General features: G+C 41.9%; 9 protein-coding genes. 7 read left to right on the top strand and 2 right to left on the bottom strand.

Features of this window, described 5'->3' with window-relative positions:
• The first annotated feature begins 148 nt into the window (after nt 1–148).
• Entirely contained in the window at nt 149–5,170 is a 5,022-nt protein-coding gene (locus CYLST_RS30720) for an nSTAND1 domain-containing NTPase (protein ID WP_015328434.1), read from the top strand.
• A 57-nt stretch (nt 5,171–5,227) separates the two neighbouring features.
• On the opposite strand, the gene CYLST_RS30715 is transcribed toward CYLST_RS30720, so the two are convergent.
• The gene (locus CYLST_RS30715) at nt 5,228–5,431 is read right to left on the bottom strand and encodes a hypothetical protein (RefSeq protein WP_041234107.1); all 204 of its coding nucleotides are present in this window, start codon (nt 5,429–5,431) and stop codon (nt 5,228–5,230) included.
• A gap of 135 nt (nt 5,432–5,566) precedes the next feature.
• The gene (locus CYLST_RS30710) at nt 5,567–9,160 is read right to left on the bottom strand and encodes a WD40 domain-containing protein (RefSeq protein ID WP_015328432.1); all 3,594 of its coding nucleotides are present in this window, start codon (nt 9,158–9,160) and stop codon (nt 5,567–5,569) included.
• A gap of 487 nt (nt 9,161–9,647) precedes the next feature.
• Between CYLST_RS30710 and CYLST_RS36240 the strand changes: the two genes are divergently transcribed.
• From CYLST_RS36240 to CYLST_RS30680, 6 genes are all read left to right on the top strand, one after another.
• Nucleotides 9,648–11,471: a thiamine pyrophosphate-dependent enzyme gene (locus CYLST_RS36240; protein ID WP_245587563.1), complete on the top strand. Its 1,824-nt coding sequence runs from the start codon at nt 9,648–9,650 to the stop codon at nt 11,469–11,471.
• 13 nt (nt 11,472–11,484) lie between these two features.
• A complete protein-coding gene (locus CYLST_RS30700) occupies nt 11,485–12,603 on the top strand; it encodes a 3-oxoacyl-ACP synthase III family protein (protein WP_015328430.1) in 1,119 nt (372 codons plus the stop codon).
• 382 nt (nt 12,604–12,985) lie between these two features.
• Nucleotides 12,986–13,786 carry an SDR family NAD(P)-dependent oxidoreductase gene (locus tag CYLST_RS30695; RefSeq protein WP_015328429.1) on the top strand — a complete coding sequence of 267 codons (801 nt, stop codon included), beginning with the start codon at nt 12,986–12,988 and terminating at the stop codon, nt 13,784–13,786.
• A gap of 761 nt (nt 13,787–14,547) precedes the next feature.
• Nucleotides 14,548–15,477: a tyrosine-type recombinase/integrase gene (locus CYLST_RS30690; RefSeq protein ID WP_015328428.1), complete on the top strand. Its 930-nt coding sequence runs from the start codon at nt 14,548–14,550 to the stop codon at nt 15,475–15,477.
• A 497-nt stretch (nt 15,478–15,974) separates the two neighbouring features.
• Entirely contained in the window at nt 15,975–17,576 is a 1,602-nt protein-coding gene (locus tag CYLST_RS30685) for a helix-turn-helix domain-containing protein (RefSeq protein ID WP_015328427.1), read from the top strand.
• Between the two features lie 932 nt (nt 17,577–18,508).
• Nucleotides 18,509–20,848 carry a hypothetical protein gene (locus tag CYLST_RS30680; RefSeq protein ID WP_015328426.1) on the top strand — a complete coding sequence of 780 codons (2,340 nt, stop codon included), beginning with the start codon at nt 18,509–18,511 and terminating at the stop codon, nt 20,846–20,848.
• Nucleotides 20,849–20,974 lie beyond the last annotated feature (126 nt).

Below are 20,974 nucleotides of genomic sequence, written 5' to 3'. Positions count from 1 at the left end.
TGCTTGCTCATTTTTGCTTGTGTCATGTTTTTGAGGAGACGATAAGTGAGATGAGGAATCGCGCTAAGAAAACTTTAGCATTGTACTTACTAAAAAACCAAAGTTGTCTTAATTGTCTTTACATTCAAACTAAAAGAGAGACAAACTCATGCCTAAATCTACGTTTAACCGGAATTTTGCCGTTCTTGTCGGTATTAATAATTATCAAAATGATATTCCACCTTTAGAAACAGCAGTTCCAGATGCTTGCAAACTTGCTGAAATTTTGCAAAAGCAGCATGAAGCTCTCAAGCCGCAATATCAAGCACAGAATAAATATGAAGTTCAGCTATTTCTAAATCAACGTGCTAGTCTCAACAATCTCAATCAGTTAATTGCAGATTTTAAACAAGGACAAATACCATTTGATAACGAAAAAGTTACAGTTACTAAAGATGATCGTGTCCTTTTCTATTTTGCTGGACATGGTATCGCCAAGGAAGCCCTAGAAAATCAAGAGGGGCCAGTGGGTTACTTAATTCCTCAAGATGCCACAGAGAATAGTAATACCTACTTGCCAATGCAGGATTTACATGATGCCTTAAATGCACTTCCTTGTCGGCATATGTTAGCAATTCTCGATTGTTGCTTTGCTGGAGCATTTCGTTGGTCAAGCCTGAAGCGAGATATTGTCCCTAAAGTCAAAGTATACAAAGAACGCTACGATCGCTTTATCAGCGATGCCGCTTGGCAAGTAATTACTTCAGCTGCTGACGATCAAAAAGCCTTAGATTCTTGGGGAGTGCGCGGGACAAGAAAAGAAGGTAACGAGGTTCATTCTCCCTTTGCTCAAGCTCTTTTTAATGCTCTACGGGGAACTGATCAAAAAGCTGACACTCATGATGGCATCATGACAGCAACTAAGCTGTACTCATATCTGCGAGATCAAGTTGAAGTTCTCACAGAAAAACACTTTAAGCGGCAAACTCCAACTTTGTGTCCACTCCGAAAACATGACAAAGGGGAATTTATCTTTCTGTTACCCAACTTTGACCGAGATAAATTGGATGATGCACCACCGCTTAATAAAGAAAATAATCCTTATCTAGGATTGCAATCCTACGATGAAAACAACAGTCATTTGTTTTTTGGTAGAGAAAATCTGATTCAAGAGCTTTATCAGAAAGCAATTGCTAACGAGCAAGTTGTTAACAAGCAGCCATTAACTATAGTTCTAGGTGCTTCTGGAACTGGGAAATCTAGCTTAATGAAAGCCGGGTTATTGAAGCGTCTGCGTGATTCCCAAGAGCAGAAGTTTGAGATTTTAGATCCCATGCGACCGGGGGAAAGTCCTTTGAAGGCTTTGGCGCAAGTATGCTTGCCAATTACCGATGAAACTGCTGCTAAAAAAATGGTTGCTATTAAGCAATTGAGTCAAGAATTAAAGAAAAGCAAGCACATTTTGGAAAATTTGATTAGAAATTGCAAAAATCAAAAGACTGAAATTTTACAAGTAATTGAACAGTTAACGTTGAGAGAGGAGCTATTAGATATTGAGTATTTGAAATTTACAGATGATCTGCAACAATCTTTGCAAAACACTTTTAGTAATAACAACGATCAAGACAAACAATTTATTGATGAATGGATTAATAAATTTAAGGAACGGCAAAAGTTACATGAAGAGCTAAGAAAACCTATTGATGATTTAAGCAAAGCACTAGAAGAAACCCAAAAATTAACAACAATTATTGAAAGCTGGAGCAGTATTCATTCAAATACTAAACTGTTGTTACCAATTGACCAGTTTGAAGAATTGATAACTTTGTGTAAGAGTGACAAAGAACAAGAGCAGTTTCAGAATTTGATAAAGAATGCGATCGCTAAATATCCCGACAAAATTCATGTAGTTATCACCTTGCGACTCGACTTTGAAGCGCAGTTCCAAACCTCTGTACTCAAAGACTTTTGGAATGAGGATACTCGGTTTGTCGTTCCACTCATGAACCAAGATGAATTCCGCTCCTGTATTGAAAAACCAGCATCGGAAAAAGTCGTGTACTTTGACCCTCCCAGTTTGGTAGACGAACTAATTAACGAAGTTGTACAAATGCCAGGTGGTTTACCTTTGCTTTCTTTCACCCTCAGTGAATTGTATCTGAAGTATTTGGGAGATCGCACCAGAGATAACCGCGCTTTAACAAAAAAAGATTATGAGGAGTTAGGTAGAGTTGTTGGTTCTCTAACTCAACGTGCGAACCAGGAACACAAACAGTTATTGGAAAAAGACTCTGCTTATGAAAACTCGGTGCGGCGGGTAATGTTGCGAATGATTTCATTACAGGGTGGGGAGTTAGCACGGCGACAAGTACCTAAATCGGAGCTGGTGTATCCTGATAAAGAAGAAAGCGATCGCGTGCAAACAGTAATCAAACGCTTTTCTGAAGCCCGTTTAATCGTTGAAGGCTCCAATTCTCAAGGTGAACCCTATGTAGAGCCAGCCCACGATGCTTTGGTGTTGGGGTGGGATAGATTACGAAACTGGATAAAAACCAAAAAGCAACAGGAAAAACTGGCGCTGCAACAGTTGCTAACACCATCTGCTGAGGAATGGAAAAATAATAAACGAGCAGTCGGGTTCCTGTGGGATAATAACCCCCGGATTTTGCTATTGCAGCAGGTATTAAAATCTGACGATATGTGGCTCAACCAACTAGAGAAGGAGTTTGTTGAGTTTAGCCTCCAGCGCCGCCGAAATAACCTCTATCGGTTAATTGGGGCTGTGGCCACTTTCATTGTCGGAGTAAGTACCGCAGCCATCATCGCTTTTTGGCAGAGGAACGAAGCTATCAAAGGTCAAATTGGTGCGTTCACCTCAACATCTCAAAGCTACTTATCCTCAAATCAGGAACTAGATGCACTGTTTGCTAGTTTGAAAGCTGCAAAATTACAAACAGAAAATTTGGGACAAATTGGTAATTTAAATCAGATTATGCCTGTAATCGCGCAGGCAGTTTATGGAGCGAGAGAGCGTAATCGTCTGGATAGTCATACTGCTACCGTCAAGAGTGTTGCTTTCAGCCCCGACGGTCAGCTTATCGCTTCAGCCAGTACTGATCAAACTGTGAAACTTTGGAACACAGATGGAACACTAAAGGCAACTCTCCCTAAGAATGAAAACTCTAATTCATTTACAAGTGTTAGCTTCAGCCCAGACGGTCAGATTATCGCAGCGACTAATTACAACCGAACTGTCACTCTCTGGAACAGGGATGGGACAATTAAGGCAACTCTCGAAGGTCATACAGCTCCTCCTCCTTATCAGCTTGGGGGCGTTAATAGTGTCAGTTTCAGTCCCAATAGTCAGCTCATTGCCACGGCTGGTGATGACGGTACTGTCAGATTCTGGAATACTAAGGGAGAGGAATTCAAAACTTTAACTTTAACTTTAGAGGGTGGCAATTGGGGCACCAGCGCCAGTTTTAGCCCTAATGGTCGGCTTATTGCTGTTGCCGAAGCGAATATAACTACCAAAGATAACAAGGAATACAGCACCATTACAATTTTGAATGGTTGCGGTCAAAACCAGAACTCCTGCAACCTCTCTCAACTAGTTAAGCAAAAAATTGTTGTCCGGCATCGTGGTCTAGTCAAGAGTGTCAGTTTCAGTCCAGATAGCCAGTTCCTTGTTTCTGCCAGTAGTAACGGTAGTATCGTACTTTGGAGCAGCGGTCAGCCAATAAGAAAATTCAACCACGGTTCTTCAGTTAATAGCGTTAGTTTTAGCCCTAATGGTCAGTTCATTATCTCCGCTGGAGATGATGGTACTATCAAACTTTGGAGTCTAGACGGTAAGGAATTCGCAACTTTTAATCACGGTGCAGCAGTAAACAACGTTACTTTCAGCCCTGACAGTCAGTTCATTGTTTCTGGTGGTGACGATAACATTGTCAAAATTTGGAGTACAAACCTCAGTAATCTCAAAACGCTGCAAAGCGAGAAGGATAGTCAAGTCAGTTTTAGTCCTGACGGTCAGTTGATAGCATCAGTTGGTTGCTTTGGTAATAACAGTCGTTGCACTGAAACTGCAAAACTCTGGCTTAGGGATGGAACCTTGCTTAAAACTTTTGAAGGAGTGGGTAAGATAAACTTTAGTCCGGATGGTCAAATTATTGCCTTGGTTCAAGACAATATAATCGAGCTATGGAATAGAAATTTAAGCAAAATTGCAATTCTTAGTCATAGTTATTCAGTTGGTAGTTTCAGTTTTAGTCCGGATAGTCAATTGATTGCCTCCACGGCCTCCAAAACTGATAACGACGATTCGCTTTTTAAAGGTGACATTATACTCTGGGGTCGTGATGGTAAAAAAATTAAAACTTTTCAGGCTCATGCAGAAAAAATCAACAGGATAAACTTTAGCCCAGACGGCAAGTTTATCGCATCCGCCAGTGATGATACCACTGTTAAAATCTGGAATAGAGACGGCAAGCTGGTTCGGGAATTACAAGGTCATAAGGAGAACGTAATTGATGTTAGTTTTAGCCCAGATGGTAAAATTATTGCTTCAATAAGTTGGGACTTAACTGTTAAACTTTGGAATCTTGATGGCAGAAATATTAAGCAATGGCCGTGGTATAAAGACGACCCAAATGTTGCAGTTTCTGTATCAGAATCAGATATGCTTGGGGATCGAGCAAGTTACTTAAGGTTTAGCCCAGACAGTAAAAACATCTTTACTCTTGGTGAAGGTAGAATAATAAAACTCTGGGATCGTGATGGTAATTTACTCAATACGTTTCCAGAGGGTAGGAAAAATAGTATTTCTAGTGTTAGTTTCAGCCCCAATGGTCAGACCCTAGCCTCTATAAGTGAGAATTCCATCAAGCTTTGGGACTTCAGCAGTAATACACTGCTTGCAACCTTGAAGGGGCATGAGGAATCTAGTAGAGAGCAAGGGGATAAAGAAGCCACAAAAGTTACAAACGTGAATTTTAGCCCAGACGGCGAAACTTTAGCATCTGTTGATTCTGAGGGAAAAGTTACTTTGTGGAATTTTAATTTCAAAGATATGCGATCGCATGGTTGCGTTTTAATTCATAATTATCTAAAAAATAATCCCAACGTCAGGGAAAGCGATCGCCACCTCTGTGACGATGTACCACCAACCACCGCCAATTCCAACAAGTAGGTTGAGGTAAACGAGATCGCCCTCCTTATAATCATACTTTTCCGCAAAATGAGCCGACTATAAATCTCTATCTTTCCCAGGCGATCGCGAATTACCAGATGTATTAGATTCTACTTGAGTTTCTTGCTTATTTGATTGCTCAGAATCGGCTGTTACTTCTGGCGAAGTCAAAATTTCATCTGATACTACTTCTGGAGTATCGTTTGATGTATCAGATGAGACTTGATTTTGATAATCTTCTTGTGGATTTGTATTTTCCATCACAATTGTTCTGCACCCAAACTGAATAAAAATTAGCGATCGCATTCAAATAATAACAGTTTATAAAGAGTAGGTTGAAAACCCCACCAGAAACAGCAACGTAGTTGCATATTTCGTGCTTTAGACCGGAGAGTGTCAATCTCTCTCTACTGCCCCCAGAGCTTTTAATGTATTTTTTTCAGATGTAGTTAAACCAATCACATTTTTAATATTCATACCTTCATAGGGTCTATCCATTCTCAGGGTTTTCAAGCATTCGCCTGTTTCAATATCCCAAAGCTTGATAGTTTCGTCTTCGCTACTACTAACTAACATTAGACCATTGGGGCTAAAGGCAATTGACCGTACCGCTTTGCGGTGTCCCTGAAAGGTTTTGAGACAATTATTGGTGCTGATATCCCACAGTTTCACTGTTTGGTCATCACTACCACTGGCTAAAGTCTGTCCATCTGGACTAAAAGCAATTGTTCTCACTCGATATATATGACCTTGAAAGGTTTGTAGACATTGCCCTGTATGAACATTCCACAGTTTAATTGTCCTGTCGCCACTGGCGCTAGCAAGGATGTCTGCACAAGGACTGAATGCAACTGATAAAACCCAATCACTATGTCCTGACAAGGTTTGCAGACAAATTTCGGTACTAATATCCCACAGCTTGATAGCGTTATCATCGCTACCACTTACCAGCATTCTGCCGCAGTAACTGAAGGCAATTGTTTGTACGCGATCGCCATGCCCTACCAAAGTATGCAGACATTCTCCCGTGTACCAATCCCAAATCTTAACTGTTTTGTCACGACTGCCACTTGCCAAAAGTTGACCATCGGGACTGAAACTAACTGCATGTACCCAACTACTGTGTCCCCAAAGTGTTTGCAAACACTCTCCGGTACTTGTATGCCAAATTTTTAGGGCTGTATCGTCGCTGCCACTAGCCAGAATTTGACTTTTATGATTAATTGACGTTATGCCCTTATCTACCGTGTAACCATCTATATTTTGAGGAGCAAAGCTAACTGAAGATATCAGATTAGTATGCCCTTGTAATGTTTGTAAGCATTGTCCAGTGTTGACATCCCACAATCTTACCTGTTGGTCTTCACTGCTACTTGCCAAAATTTGACCATCTGGACTAAAAGCAACAGATAATATCCAATTACTGTACCCCTCCACAGTTCTTAAACATTGCCCTGTATGCAGATCCCATAGCTTCATTGTTTGGTTTTCACCAAGACTCAACAAAGATTGACCATCTGGGTTAAAGGCAACTAACCAAACGCGTGAAGCGTTGCGATCGCCGTTAGGCAAATCGCTATGTTCATGCAAAGTTTGCAGACATTCCCCTGTGACAACATCCCATAGCTTAACTGTTTTATCCTCGCTTCCCGTTGCCAATATTTTGCCATCTGGGCTGAAAGCAACTGCCCACACATAACTGCTGTAGCCTGGTAAAATTTTAATGCACTCACCGCTAGCTAAATCCCAGAATTTTACGTTTTTACCATCACTAGCAGTTACCAGTGTTCGTCCATCCGAATTTAAAGCTACAGATAAAACCCAGTTGATATGAGTTGTAATAATTCGTAAACACCGCCCTGTGTCAACATCCCAGACTCTAACGGTTTGGTCTTCACTAGCAGTTACCAAAGTTTGCTCATCTGGGGTGAAGGTTACGAAGATAACCCGATTGGTATGCCCTGGCAAAATTTTGAGGCATTGTCCGGTGTTCGCATCCCACAATCTCACCGTTTGGTCGTTGCTGCCACTGGCTAATATTTCTCCGTCTGGACTAAAAGCCAGAGATTGCACCCAACTAGTATGGCCTTGTAGAGTTTTCAGGCATTGTCCGGTGTTCGCATCCCACAATCTCACGGTTTGGTCATTGCTGCCACTGGCTAAAATTTCTCCATCTGGACTAAAAGCCAGAGACTGCACCCAAGCTTTATGACCATTGCAGGTAATGATTTGTTTGATGTTTGCAACTTCCCACAAATAAATCTCATTATCTATGCTTGTTGCCAGCAGCTTGCCATCTGGGCTAAATGTTGCTGATAAAACACCTCCTAAAGTTCGAGTCAAAGCCGATTTACTCAGATCCGAGTTGGCAAAGTTGACTTCATGCAAATTCATACCTTGTAGGTAAGCTTGCCAAACCGTTAAGTTAGAAAAATCATAGCCACTGAGGTCTACTTGGAGTTGCCAGAGTAAATTGAGAATATTACCAGATGCATATCCTGGTTTTAGAAAACCAAATGACTTCAGTTTTAACAAAATCTGATTTAAGTAGTTTTGCACATTCTCTCTGTTACCAAAAAAACTTAAAAGCTTATATGCAATAGGCTTGATAATCAATTGAATTTGGGCATTTCTCACGTAATCTTTGGCAGTAGCTCTGATTAATGCACTATTATTAAATAGCGCAATTTCGCCATTTTCTATTTCTTCACATACCTGTACAATTAATCGGTCAATTACATATTCCATCACCACTGGTTGTTGAGTAAATTTTCCGGTATTCTTCTCAATTAGTGAGCGTAATTGTAGTGATTCTAAAGTTTCTAAACAATTTTTGAGTGAAACATCTGGGATAATATCTGTTTGTAATTCAGAGATTGATACCCATTCTCTATTAATTGTTAGCCAGTACATTACCTGTTTTTCTAAAGCTGACAATCGGTTAAATTGCTGCTCTAATAAATCCGAAATATCGCCAAACACAATGGTTCCTTGTTGTAAAAACTCAGCAGTATTGCCGTCAAATAACTCCTGAATAGTAGTTGAGACAATCTTCAAGGCTAAAGGGTTGCCTCCATAATAATCGACCAATGCTCGACTTTGGTTTTCTGATATAGAAAAGCCTTTGTTTGCTATGATTTCCTGACCTTCATATTGCGTTAAGCCGCTTAATCTTAATGAACGAATTGGAGAGTTTATACTTTCTTTGATGCTAATTTCTCTAGGTTTTTCTCGGCTAGTTAATACTAGGCAACTTTGATGATTGATTTCTCCTACGCATCTTATAAGTTGACCATATCCTGAATATCCTGGTTGATAGCCTCCGGCGCGTTCTTCACTAGATAAAATTGATTCAATATTATCTAAAATTAATAAGGAGCGACAGGAACGGAGAAATTCCATTAATCGAGAAATTTTACCATCTAATGTTTCTGGTAAATCAATTTCTCGCTGGTGAGAAAAAAAGTTAATTAAGTCGCTCAATAGCTCATGAATTGGTGGCGCATTCCGAAGACTGCGCCAAATTATGTACTCAAATTCGTCTTGTAGAAGTTCTGCTAGCTTCACAGACAAAGCGGTTTTACCAATCCCTCCCATACCAATTAAAGTGATGAGTCGGCAGCGATCGCTCACAATCCACTGCTTTAATCTGGTGAGTTCTTCCTTACGTCCGTAGAAAACTGAGACATCAATCGCTTCTCCCCAGTCCTGGAGTTTACTAGTACTTCTTTTCTGAGTATCTATACTCGATTTTTTGTCGGTAGTCTCAAAATTTAGGTCGGCGATTTCTTTCCAGTCTAGTGCCAACTTCTGGCAGAGTTCCGCAAACGTCGCCTGATCAACAGGTTTACCAGTCAAGAAGTTACTGACTGTGGCTAAAGCCAGCCCTACATCCTCAGCCAAAGCTTTTTGGCTGGCAAAACCGTTACGTCTGATTGCCAGTTTCACCTTCCCAATGTATTCCTGACTAACTTTGAGTGATCTAGGCATAGCTTATCCAACAAAAATCACACTGATGATCAACAGCAAAAGTCAGTCGAAACCAGAAACAAGTCAGTATCTCTCAGGCGGTAACTCAGTATGCAATGAAGTTTGATGTATTTAGAAGGTCAGCAAACAAGCTAAACATTATGTTCCACAAAACTTAAATTTCCAAAAAGAAAATTACCTTTTGGTAAATTTTCTACACCCATTAGCAAGAAAGTTTACTTATCAAGCTGTATGTCGCCCCTTGATCTATTGTTTTAAGCCTATGAACATTCAATCTTTTCCTAACAACACAAGTAAAGCCGAAAAGTTAAAAGATGGTAGCCCCATAAGATTTACATCAGATCAGCATACTACCATAAATGATGAATCCGGCTCTGGCATTTTTGCTGCAAGTCAGTCATCCTTAACTGTCCCACTTTTTACGAATCTCCTACCCAACTCACGATTGGGTCTTGTTCCTGGCTCAGTGGCTTCTGTAATAGTCAAAATGCTAGAAGAGATGGGAGTGCAATATGCATTTGGTGTTTCAGGGGGAGCAATTGTCCCTTTATGGCACGCTTTGCAACATAGTTCTATTCGGGTGCTGCACTTTCGTCATGAAGCGGGAGCAGCTTTTGCAGCTACTGAAGCATACTTTGCTAGCGATAGCGTTCGCGGAGCGTGTGCCTTGCACTCAGCGCTCCGAAGGAATCGCCCTATTGTGGTGTTTGTGACTACCGGGCCGGGCATTACTAATGCTTTAACAGGTTTATTTGCGGCTCGTTGGGAGGGCGCAAAGGTAATTTTCGTCTCAGCTTCTACCTCTACATCTCAGCGGGGACGGTGGGCTTGTCAGGAAACCAGTACTTATACTATGCCGAGTACAGGAATTTTTACCTCAGAATCTCTATTTCATTATGCACATACCCTCGAATCTGATGATGAACTTCCAGAGGTCTATCGCAGGCTAGCTCTGGGTTTAGCCCAACCAGGTGGCTTTGTAGCACACTTGAGTATTCCCACCAATCTGCAAACAAGTTTAGTTAAGACAGCATTGTCACGAGTTAATCTCTGTTATTCTCCGCCCGCCGCCAGTGAAGAAACCATTGCAGAATGTGCGCGGTTGTTGTCGCCTGGGACATTTGCTATCTGGGTTGGCTTTGGTGCCAGAGGTGCAGCAGCAGAAATTCTTCAGCTGGCTGAGAGGACAGGGGCTGCCGTCATGTGTTCGCCGCGTGCCAAAGGTATTTTTCCAGAGAACCATCCTCAGTTTGTGGGAGTCACAGGCTTTGCTGGACATAGGTCTGTTTTAACTTATATGCAAAAGTACCGTCCTCTGCGAGTGCTGGTACTAGGAACGCGCCTTGGTGAACTCACTTCATTTTGGAATCCAGTCATGATCCCTGTGCAAGGTTTTGTGCATGTTGATATCGACCCAAATGTCCCAGGAACTGCATATCCAGATGTTGATACGTTCGCTATTCAGTCTGATGTGGGAATGTTTGTTAAGGCATTGCTGAAGCACTTCCCTCAGCCTCAAAGTCAAGCTGACTTTTCACGTCATGTGGAAAAGCTAACGCCAAACCTAACCCCCCAGCCCCCCGTAGGGAAGGGGGAGAAATCAAAGCCTCTCTCCTCGCAGAAGAGAGGTTTTTCGGACACCCTGAAAAGTCAGCAAAGTCAAGAACCTATGATGGTATTGCCTCGGACTGAGCGTCAACAAATTAATCCCCGAATCAATGGCTTGGTACGACCAAAAGTACTCATGGATGCAATTCAACAGGTGATCGTTGAAGAGAGCGATGCCATAGTGATGACCGAAGCGGGTAATTCATTGGCATGGGGAAATCATCTGCTGCAATTTACTCAACCGACTCGTTACCGAGCTAGTACAGGATTTGGTTCTCTGGGGCATTTCGTCACGGGTGTTGTTGGTGCAACGTTAGCAGGCAATAGAAAGGCAGTGGCCATTGTTGGGGATGGTGCAATGCTCATGAACAGTGAAATCAGCACAGCGGTGAGATACCAGATTCCTGCTGTCTGGATTATCCTCAACGACGGACGTTACAACATGTGCGGTCAAGGATCAACCTTACAGGGTTTCACAGGTATGGATGTAGAAATTCCGCAGGTGGATTTTGTGAAACTTGCCTGTGCTATGGGAGCCGATGGTATTCGTGTGGAAAGTGAATCTGATATCCAAACTGCCCTTGAAAAGGCGATCGCTTCTCCTGTTCCGTTCGTAGTTGATGTGATTATCGATCCGCACGAACCTGTCCCTATAGAAGGTCGGATTGACAGTTTGATTTCACAAGGCATAACAAATTCATAGGAAGACATTAGTGATGAAAAATTATCCTGTAGGCATTCGCTCTTTAGCATTGAGCTTTCCCAGCAACATCTGTACAAATGATTACTATCGCCAGAAATACCCAGACCTAGTTGCTCAATCCGAACAAAAGAGTTTAGCTAGACTGTTTTCACTTGATGAATCTACTCCCAGCAACGAATTTGACCAAGAAATGATGCCTTATCTTTCAGATCCCTTTCGGGGTGCTGTTGAGCGACGGATACTTGCTCCAGGTGAGTCATCGCTCACCCTAGAGTGTCGTGCCGCACAAGATGCCCTAGATGCAGCAAATTTTTCTGTAGAAGATATTGATTTGGCGATCGTTACCTCTTTCGGTACTGAGGAAATTGTTGCTGGTAATGCTGCTTTTCTCGTCAATCAGCTGGGCTTGCGCTGTGCAGCTTGGAATCTTAATTCCATGTGTTCAAGTGCTATGGTTGCATTGCAAACTGCTAGTACATTAGTGCAAGCAGGAGAATACCGCAATATTCTAGTAGTTACTTCCTGTGCATATTCTCGGCTGCTTGATGAGAGAGATACTATCTCATGGATCACTGGTGATGGTGCTGGAGCCATTGTAATTAGTAAGCTTAAAGCTAACCAAGGAATTCTCGGCAGTAAAACCGTTCATTCAGCAGAGACTTGCAGCACTTTTCACACTGAAATTGCAGAGGATTCTCAGGGTAACCTACGACTGTTTATGAAGACGGGCAAAGGAGCAAATCGAGTCATTAGCAATACATCTGCTGATTTTGTTCTCAGGTGCTGCCAGGGTGCAGCAGCAGCAGCAAATGTAACAATCGCTCAAATAGATTTCTTTATTTTTAATACGCCGACTGCTTGGTTTGCCAAATTCAGTGCCCGTATACTGGGCATAAACCCAGAACGCACCATCAATCTCTACCCCCAGTATGGCAACATCGGGCCTGTACTTCCCCTGGCTAATATGTATCATGCTGCGAGATCAGGTAAGATTCATGAAAATGACTTGGTTCTCGTCTATTCCTTTGGTGCATCAGCAAATGCCACCGCAACCGTAATGCGTTGGGGTGATGTAGCCTTAAGTCCTACTACTTCTTGCCAAGAATTTGGTATTGAGATGACTTTCGCATAAAAAGGAACAATCAATTGTTTGAGTAGCTGGACGGGGGTGTAGGAGTATTAGTTATTTAAAATCTTTACATCCCTACAGCCTATCTCGATCACCACAGAAGAGAAGTGTAAGCATTCAGCACTTCAGCGGTCAGCGTCCGACTCAAGCGTTGCCAAACGCGAACAGCGTCTCGTAGAGAAGTCAGTCAGCGTTCGACGCTCGCTCACGCCGAAGTCTAAAACCAGTTTTTAGACTGAGTTCAAGGGTTTTGCGTTGGGGAAACTTACACCAAACGCAATTAGTAATCTTTCTGCCAGAATGCTCATAAATTCCTGAAAATTGCTGATAGCTTGAAGCTACAAGCTGAATTTACATAGAAGTTTCAAATTAGGCAAGAAAGTCAATGGATTTACAACTACAAGGAAAACGTGTCCTCATCACTGGTAGTACCTCTGGTATTGGTGAAGCTATTGCTAAGGCACTAGCAAAAGAAGGAGCGAGAGTAGTGGTGCATGGTCGAAATGAAAAAGAAGCTAATCGTGTTGCTCAGGAGATTGCAGCTAATGGAGGAAAAGGGTTTGTTGCTATTGGTGATTTAGCTACTGATACAGGAGCAGATGAATCAGTAGATAAAGCTTTATCAATTCTTGGGGCTATAGATATTTTGGTTAACAATACAGGTACTTATTTCATGAGTGGTTGGATGAACTCAACATCCAGCCAATGGGTGGATCTATACAACATTAACGTTGTTTCAATGGTACGCACCATTCAATTACTAATACCGCGAATGCGAGAACTTGGTTGGGGACGTATTATTAATATGGCTAGTAGCGTAGCCACACAACCAACGCCTATGGCTGATTATTCGGCAACCAAAGCTGCCATCCTGAACTTGACAGTGAGCCTGGCAAAAGAACTAGCAGGAACAGGAATTACAGTGAATGCGGTCAGTCCTGGCCCAATTGTCACACCCACTTTGACCGAAATCATGCTTCAAATTGGTTCAATGCAGGGATGGGGTACAGACTTAAAGCAGATTGAACAGCACTTGTTGAAAGGGATGATGAGTAATCCCACTGGTCGGCTGGGAACTGTTGAAGATGTAGCTCATTTAGTTACTTTTCTTTCTAGTCCCCTTACTAGTTACATTAACGGTGCCAACTTACGTGTGGATGGTGCTTGGGCATCATCTATTAACTAGGTATTGAGTTGGGTTCGAGGACTGGGCTATTTAATTCCTTCAATGGCGAACCAGTGGAATAGTAAGATTCCCCCGTGCATATTATTAAGGTTCACTTTCAAGAAACACATTCGGTGGAGTGAGAAATAGGAATAAGTTCCAAACCAAGAGCCTGAGCTTTTTGTCGGAGGTTTTTGAGAATCAGTTCCTGGTATTTTTGCTCATAGTAGTCCATACCAGGATCAGAATATCGTCCAGCAGTTGCTAGTAGCGAACAAGTAGATGCTCGCTTTGTTTGCTCCTAGAACAGCTTCTGTAATCAATGGGGAGTGCCTAAACTCAGACTTTCGCCCAAGTTTAGGACTTACCACCCCTTGGGAAAAACCTGTCCAAAATTGGTTAGCCTTCGCTTTTTGGCGGCTTTGAGAATCTCTGTTTCACCCAAGATATTGAGCCATACCTTCCGCCTTTAGCACTTCGACACCCCTCAGTGCAAGCATTCTGATACCCTCTGGTCTAATATTTATTGCTGCATTCCCATCCCTATCGTCACCACTGATTCATCCTTCCCGAATGAGCGTGGGGGACTTACGGCGTAATAGTTAAAAATGTCTTGAATTTAACAAATATCCTACAAACTACATAAGTAATTTACCACTTAACACAAGTTAATAAATCAGATAGTTGGATCTGGAATACCCATTTGGAGTGACAATAAAAATCAGACAACATAAAACCAGACTCAACTATGGTTATGTCTGATCAAGTAAAGGGTAGTAAAAATGACTCTTTCTCTGGTTCACGTCAGCAACTACCGCCAGGCAATCTCACAACTATCCCCGGCCCTTGCGGAGGCGAAGTTGATTACTCTGTGGTTGGATGGTAAGGCGGATTCATCTGTCCAGGCTTATCAGCGTTACGTTAAGCATTTTCTGCGGTTTTTGAGAAAACCCTTGCGCCAAATTACTTACGAGGATTTGGTGGAGTACAGCACCCAGTTCTCGACACAATCTGCTAGCACCAGGCGCATTTATCTGGCGGCGGTTAAAAGTTTGATTAGTTTTGCTCACAAAATTGGTTATCTGCCCTTCAATGTGGGGATGGCGCTGAAATTGGGAGAAATACCCGATGCGATTAATGAACGCTATTTGGATGAAGCAGATATTAAACTGATGGTACGGGCGGCAGAAGCGATGGTAGGTAATGCTAAAACTGCTAAACGGCAGGCGATCGCTCACCGGAATGTGTTAATTGTGAAATTGTTGTATCAGGCAGGCTTGCGATCGCATGAGCTGTGTCAGTTAACTTGGGGGGATTTATCAGCTAGAGGTGATAGTGGGCAAGTGTATGTGCGGCAGGGTAAAGGTAACAAGTCGCGCACGATTTTGCTGAAATCAAAGCTGTGGACAGAATTGATGGTATTTAAAGGGGATGCCATTCCCACAGATGCTGTGTTTACCAGTCAAAAGGGGGGACATCTAGAACGGCAGAATCTCCATCCGATTATCAAGGTGGTGGCAGCCGCAGCGGGTTTGAGTGAGAAAGTCAGCTGTCACTGGTTGCGCCATGCCCACGGGTCACATGCGGCAGAACGGGGGGTTAATCCAGTGCTGATTAAGGATACTTTGGGTCATAGCAATCTAGCTATCACTGACAGGTATCTTAAGGCTAGACCCAATGATAGTAGTGCTTTGAAGTTGATGGATGTCTAATGTGGCAGCCATATACCCTACAAAAGGATTCAGGTCATAAGTACCTGTACAAAATTAATTTCCTATTTTTTAATCTGTATCCTTGATTGGATAAGGCACACAGGCAAAAGAGATGTGCAATTTATTTTGCACGAGTACTTACCAAAATCTCTACAATCGTTTCCTAATAAGGATTTTCGTGTATTAGCCGCAAATTTATATTCTCAATAAAAATGAGATAAAGCCTATCTTTCCGTGCCTTATTGCGAATAAGGTTATGTGAATAAGATGGAGTCAATTCTGAAACTGGCTCTGTGACTGGTGTTAAAACACCTGAATCCTTACAAATTTTTTTAAAATTCAAATGTTGGTTCTGATAATTTCCTGCTCAATTTGACTTTCAAGTATACTAAATTTAGATCAAAATTATGTTATTATGTAGTATTTATCGTAATTAAAAATTTCAGTAAGTCCAGTGCAATTTTCTTTCAGTAATAGTTGCTTTCCAATCTAATGTGATGAGTCAAGATAACTCGAAAATTCCTAATTCTAATGATAGAGATGAACTCACTACTTCTATTTTAGTAGATATTCAAGATAATATTAGACAAGTTATCCGCGATAAATTAATTCAGTATTTCCCATCTGATAATGCATTATTTGTATCAGAAGGTTCAGAAATTTCAGACTTGTTTGAAGCTATATTTAATGAAGTATGGCAGAGTACAATCTCTTCAATAGTCTCCGCAAAAGATAAAATTGATGAAAATAACCTGCAAAATTACTACAATATAATAAACAACAGTCTTCAAGGCTATAAAGAGAGCCAACAAAGTTCATTATTTAAAACACAGCCATTTGAGGCTATTCCTACAGCAGCACTTATGCTTTCAAGCATTAATTCTCAAATTAAAAAACAAGAGTCGTGGCAAAAAAATGAAGAGGGGATAGCAGTTGCACAACATAGAGCTAAAGGTAATCCCCAAAATTATATTGAGCATTATATTAGTACTCCTGGTGATGTAACTTTACTTCCTTGGAATGAAGCTCAACAGATTATTGATAAATTTGGTTTCAATAGTGTCAAATTACACTTAATATTGGCTGCTTATACAATGGAGCAGGAGAAACCTTGGGAGAGCTTATTTACTGTCAAAGGCAGTGAGTTGATAGAAAAAATTGGTTGGGATAAGCGAACTGATTTACCTAAACATAAAAAACTTCTAGAAATAGCAAAAACAGCGTTTGCCCTGGATTGTTTGTTAGTTAAAACAGTATGGATAGAAGGGAGAAATAGAAAAGGTGGTATAAATGCTAGTACCCCTGTTGGTCGTATGTGGAACATCACTATTGTGCCATCTGGTCAGGTAAATACATCTGGAAAAATAGAAGAGCCTGATGAAGTTCAAATAATTGTTCAACCAGGTGCTTGGACTAAATACTTTTTAAACCGAGCGGGAGCTGAATCGCGGGAAGCTTTATATCAGTTTGGCTACTTAGCGCAGAAAGTCTTAGAAATTGACCCCTATCACGAAGAACTCACATTAAGGTTGGCTATATATTTGACATTGGATAGCCGGGTTCGCCTTGATGGAAACTACAGGGTACAGGAGCTAATAGAAATTGCATTGCCCAAAACAGAAATGGATAAAGCTTTAGGCGATCGTTCCAAAGCTTTTAGCCTGAAGCAGCGCTGGGATAATGCTTTAAAGCACTTGCTCAACAAGCTGAACTGGCAAATTGTATTTGACCCAGAAACATATCCCGAATGGCTAAGACCAGAATATACGCAGAAACAGCCTAAAGGCTACTTTAAAAAGCTACTGGATGCCAAGCTTACCATCAAGCCCCCACACCCTATTCCTGAACTAATAGCATCCAAAGTTAAGCCAAAGGTACAACGATTACAGCCCAAAACAAAGGATACAACACCAGAAGACATTAAATTGACTGGCAGCCAAGTGAGGGAAGCGCGTATTGCCAAAGGGTGGTCACAGACAAAGCTGGCTGGCGTTCTTACCGTCTCCCAAAATTTCATCTCACTAGTTGAAAGAGGCTCGCGCCCCCTCAGCCTACAACAAGCTGCCCTTGTCCGAATGTTCCTAGATATCAAAATTTAAGTATTTATACTTGAAATAACAACTAGCCGTTTTGGCACAGTGACGCCAACTACCAGCTGGCTATCAACTTCAATCGGCTGGTTTTTGTTTTTGTTTTAACAAAAAAAGTTGTAAAAATTGGCTTAAATGCTTTGTCCTATATAGCTTTGAGTCTTAAAACAAAGACTCTAGTATCCCCTAACAAAAACTCTAGTATCCCCTAACAAACTGGCTCTGTAACCCTTGCTAAATAAGGGTTTTTTTCTTCGGAGAAGATAGATCAGTTTTCAAACACCGTTCTTGCTAATATGGCACAATCTGAAAATACTACCTACACGACTGTCTGCTGAGTGGGCAAATCACGCTTCTGAGCGTTGTTTTATTTGCGTACTTGCTAAATGCTCCGTATTTGGCAACATCAGTGGCAGCGTGGGACAGTTACAAAGAAAGGACTGCATTTACCAAGGGATTTTGTATATGGATTTAAAGATTAAACTGCTGGACTTATTCAATCAGCCTTTGTCAGGGAAGAGTTACAACTCCAAAAAAAAAGCTGGGTAGTCCGCTAGTTGCTTGGTTTCGGTAAACTACGACTCAAAAGCCTAAAAAGAGAATACCAAAAGCGGCGAGACGATTTCCAGTCGTCTCAGCAACATAGGCGAGCTATCCAACTCGTCCAAAAAAAGAAATTATTATTTTGATTTCATTCTAGGCCATGAGTCTCCTGTTTACCAACAATTAGGCATTAAACCGAGATATTTGTAAAAGTCTGCGTAAGGGTTCTGAAACTTCTGTGCGACAGGGTTTTGATAATTTCTTGCTAAAAAAACCGCGAACAGCAACGAAAAATCAGGCTTTTCAAGCCGAACAGCAGCTTTTTACATACATAGAGGCTTGATGCTAACTAGCGGCTACCCGATGACCTTTCACAGTGCATCGAGGGAAAGCCAGTCATGTATCTACCAGAAAATTCAGGCGATTTCGCCAAATCAAATCGAGCGCATTTTTCCAAAACCAAAATCAAACCCCACCAGCCAGCCTCCGAGTTGGGGAAACGCTACGTAAAATATTTTTGGCATCCTTGGAGTGCCATTGTCGCCCCAGCAACCACCTTCCTCGCCAAACCAGCCTGGAGAACAATAGATTATTACCTCCAGCCATCTCAACTGTGGGCAGCCCATCAAAACAGCAACCAGCTTGTAGGCATCCGCTTTGCTTCCACTACTCGTTACGCCACAATAGATTTAGATGCAGGAGGTGACTACCATAACCTCCCATCAGTAAAGCGCATCAAAGCCGCCCTAGAAGACATCGGCATAGTTGACATCATCCCCATTCAATCAAGCCACAGTGGTGGCTACCACCTGATAGTCACCTTTGAAAAAGAATTACCAACCTTTAACCTAGCCTGTGCCATCGAGCAAACCTTAAAAGACACGGGCTTCCAGATCCGCAAAGGGCACCTAGAAATTTTCCCCAACGTCAAACAATACAGTGAAAACGGCATAATCAACTACAATGCCATCCGCTGCCCCATGCAACCAGGTAGCGGTGCCTTATTGCTAGATGATGACTTGCAAGCAATCAGTGATTCCGTAGCCACCTTCCTTGATTATTGCGATCGCGCAGCACATCGCCAAGACCTAACCAAACTCAAAAACGCCTGCAAAAAAGCAAGAATTCGCCATAACCGAGAACAGTATCGTCAAAAAAGCGGAATCAAAATAGAAGAATGGCGTAACAACTGGGAAGAAATAATCGCCACAGGATGGACAGAACCAGGACAAACAAACATCCTCCTGCAAATCATCGTAGGCTACGGAATAGTCTTTAAAGACCTACAAGACGAAAACTTAGTGGAATACGCCATAGAAACCGCAGTAGAAGCCCCTGGCTACACAAAATATTGCCGCCACCAACATGAAATCGAAGCAAGGGTAAGAGATTGGGTAGAATGCACAACACGCCACCAATGGTATACCCCCTACGCCAGTTATCCAAAACGTCCCTTAGGAACATTTGCCAACACCTATGCCCTAGCCCTAGTCGGTGGTAGAGGAGTAAAAAAATCCACTGACAGAGACAACGTAATCCCATTTGAAAAACCAAAAAGCCAAAACCAGGAACGTAGCGAGCAAGCCCAAAAGCGCATTCAGAGCATAGTCAAAGTATTGGAGTGGGATACAGGCTTAAAAGAGGGAGTAACCGAAAGAGGAAAGCAGATAAGTGCAGAACATAAACGTCGGTTCAACAAAACATTGAGCCAAGACACACTATACAAACACAAGCACCTATGGCATCCCCAAAGGTACATTCCAGATCCTTGGGTAGAGAACAGCATAAAAGCAGCAAACAATACCCTAGGAAATAGCATCAACCTAGGAAACAGTAGTCAGCCGGAAAATAGTGCAAACCCATACTCAGAGGATTATTACGGGCAGTTTTACCAAAAGAGTCAATTCAGTAAAAAACAGACAGCCCGAAACCCTTATCCAGAGGACTATTACGGGCAGTTTACTTATATGAAGGTTTTTTGTTTACCACCTGCGGCTACAGCCCCCCAAGGGCTGGAAGCCGTAGAGGTAATTCAACAAAGCGAGGTTTGTCAAAAAGACTCAGGAGTAACCCAGGTAGTAGAAAATCGGGAACTCATAAATTTTGCTAATAGTGTTGAAATTGACTTAAATCAACCTAGCAATCAAGTAGAGAAATCGGTTTCTCTTAATATTTTACAATCAAACGAACTCAATTTCAATCAGGATTTATTATATCCTTTTGATTGTGGCGACTCGCCAAAAATAAATAATCAAAACTTATCAATGCTGGGGGATAACGGACTGGCTGTAGTTTCGACAATTACTGCCTTGACACCAGAACCACCACAAGAAATTCTCAATCAGGGGGGGCAAAGTGCAACTGTCGAATTACCGACAGTTGCACCTGTGACACCAGAATTATCACCTCAAAGTGATAACAACGGGTTGCAGGATGCATCTGTTGGTGATTCTACTAGTGATGATTCCTCAAGGATTGAAGAGCTGAAGCGAGTGACCAAATTGCGGCTAATGGCAATAAGCCATGCTAGGCGTAAAGTGCAGCAATACGGTGTGATTGTAGGACGAATCATCAGTGGTCAAGAGCGCCAACGTCTGGAGATGATTGCCAAAATGCAATTTTACCTCGATTCGGGGGAAAAATCGCTCTTTGAAGAAGCTACTGCGTGGGCAGATGCGAATCCCGGCTGGTTCCGGCCATTTGCTGAGGACGTCCTTTTCAGGCAGAGGTTAGATTGAATGCAGACCAACCAATTTGCATTTAAGATGGATTTAAAAACAGCTTAGTATATTTGAAAACAAATAATTGTTGACAGTTGCTGGTTGGCTGTTAACCGACAACTAGGAACCGAACCATCAATATAT

Origin of the sequence: Cylindrospermum stagnale PCC 7417, assembly GCF_000317535.1 — a bacterium.
Classification (GTDB): Bacteria; Cyanobacteriota; Cyanobacteriia; order Cyanobacteriales; family Nostocaceae; genus Cylindrospermum; species Cylindrospermum stagnale.
This window is presented reverse-complemented; position numbering and strand designations above follow the sequence as displayed.

Coding starts and splice junctions, on each gene's coding strand:
- CYLST_RS30720 (WP_015328434.1), top strand. CDS start 149: ATGCCTAAATCTACGTTTAACCGGAATTTTGCCGTTCTTGTCGGTATT.
- CYLST_RS30715 (WP_041234107.1), bottom strand. CDS start 5,431: ATGGAAAATACAAATCCACAAGAAGATTATCAAAATCAAGTCTCATCT.
- CYLST_RS30710 (WP_015328432.1), bottom strand. CDS start 9,160: ATGCCTAGATCACTCAAAGTTAGTCAGGAATACATTGGGAAGGTGAAA.
- CYLST_RS36240 (WP_245587563.1), top strand. CDS start 9,648: ATGCTAGAAGAGATGGGAGTGCAATATGCATTTGGTGTTTCAGGGGGA.
- CYLST_RS30700 (WP_015328430.1), top strand. CDS start 11,485: ATGAAAAATTATCCTGTAGGCATTCGCTCTTTAGCATTGAGCTTTCCC.
- CYLST_RS30695 (WP_015328429.1), top strand. CDS start 12,986: ATGGATTTACAACTACAAGGAAAACGTGTCCTCATCACTGGTAGTACC.
- CYLST_RS30690 (WP_015328428.1), top strand. CDS start 14,548: ATGACTCTTTCTCTGGTTCACGTCAGCAACTACCGCCAGGCAATCTCA.
- CYLST_RS30685 (WP_015328427.1), top strand. CDS start 15,975: ATGAGTCAAGATAACTCGAAAATTCCTAATTCTAATGATAGAGATGAA.
- CYLST_RS30680 (WP_015328426.1), top strand. CDS start 18,509: ATGTATCTACCAGAAAATTCAGGCGATTTCGCCAAATCAAATCGAGCG.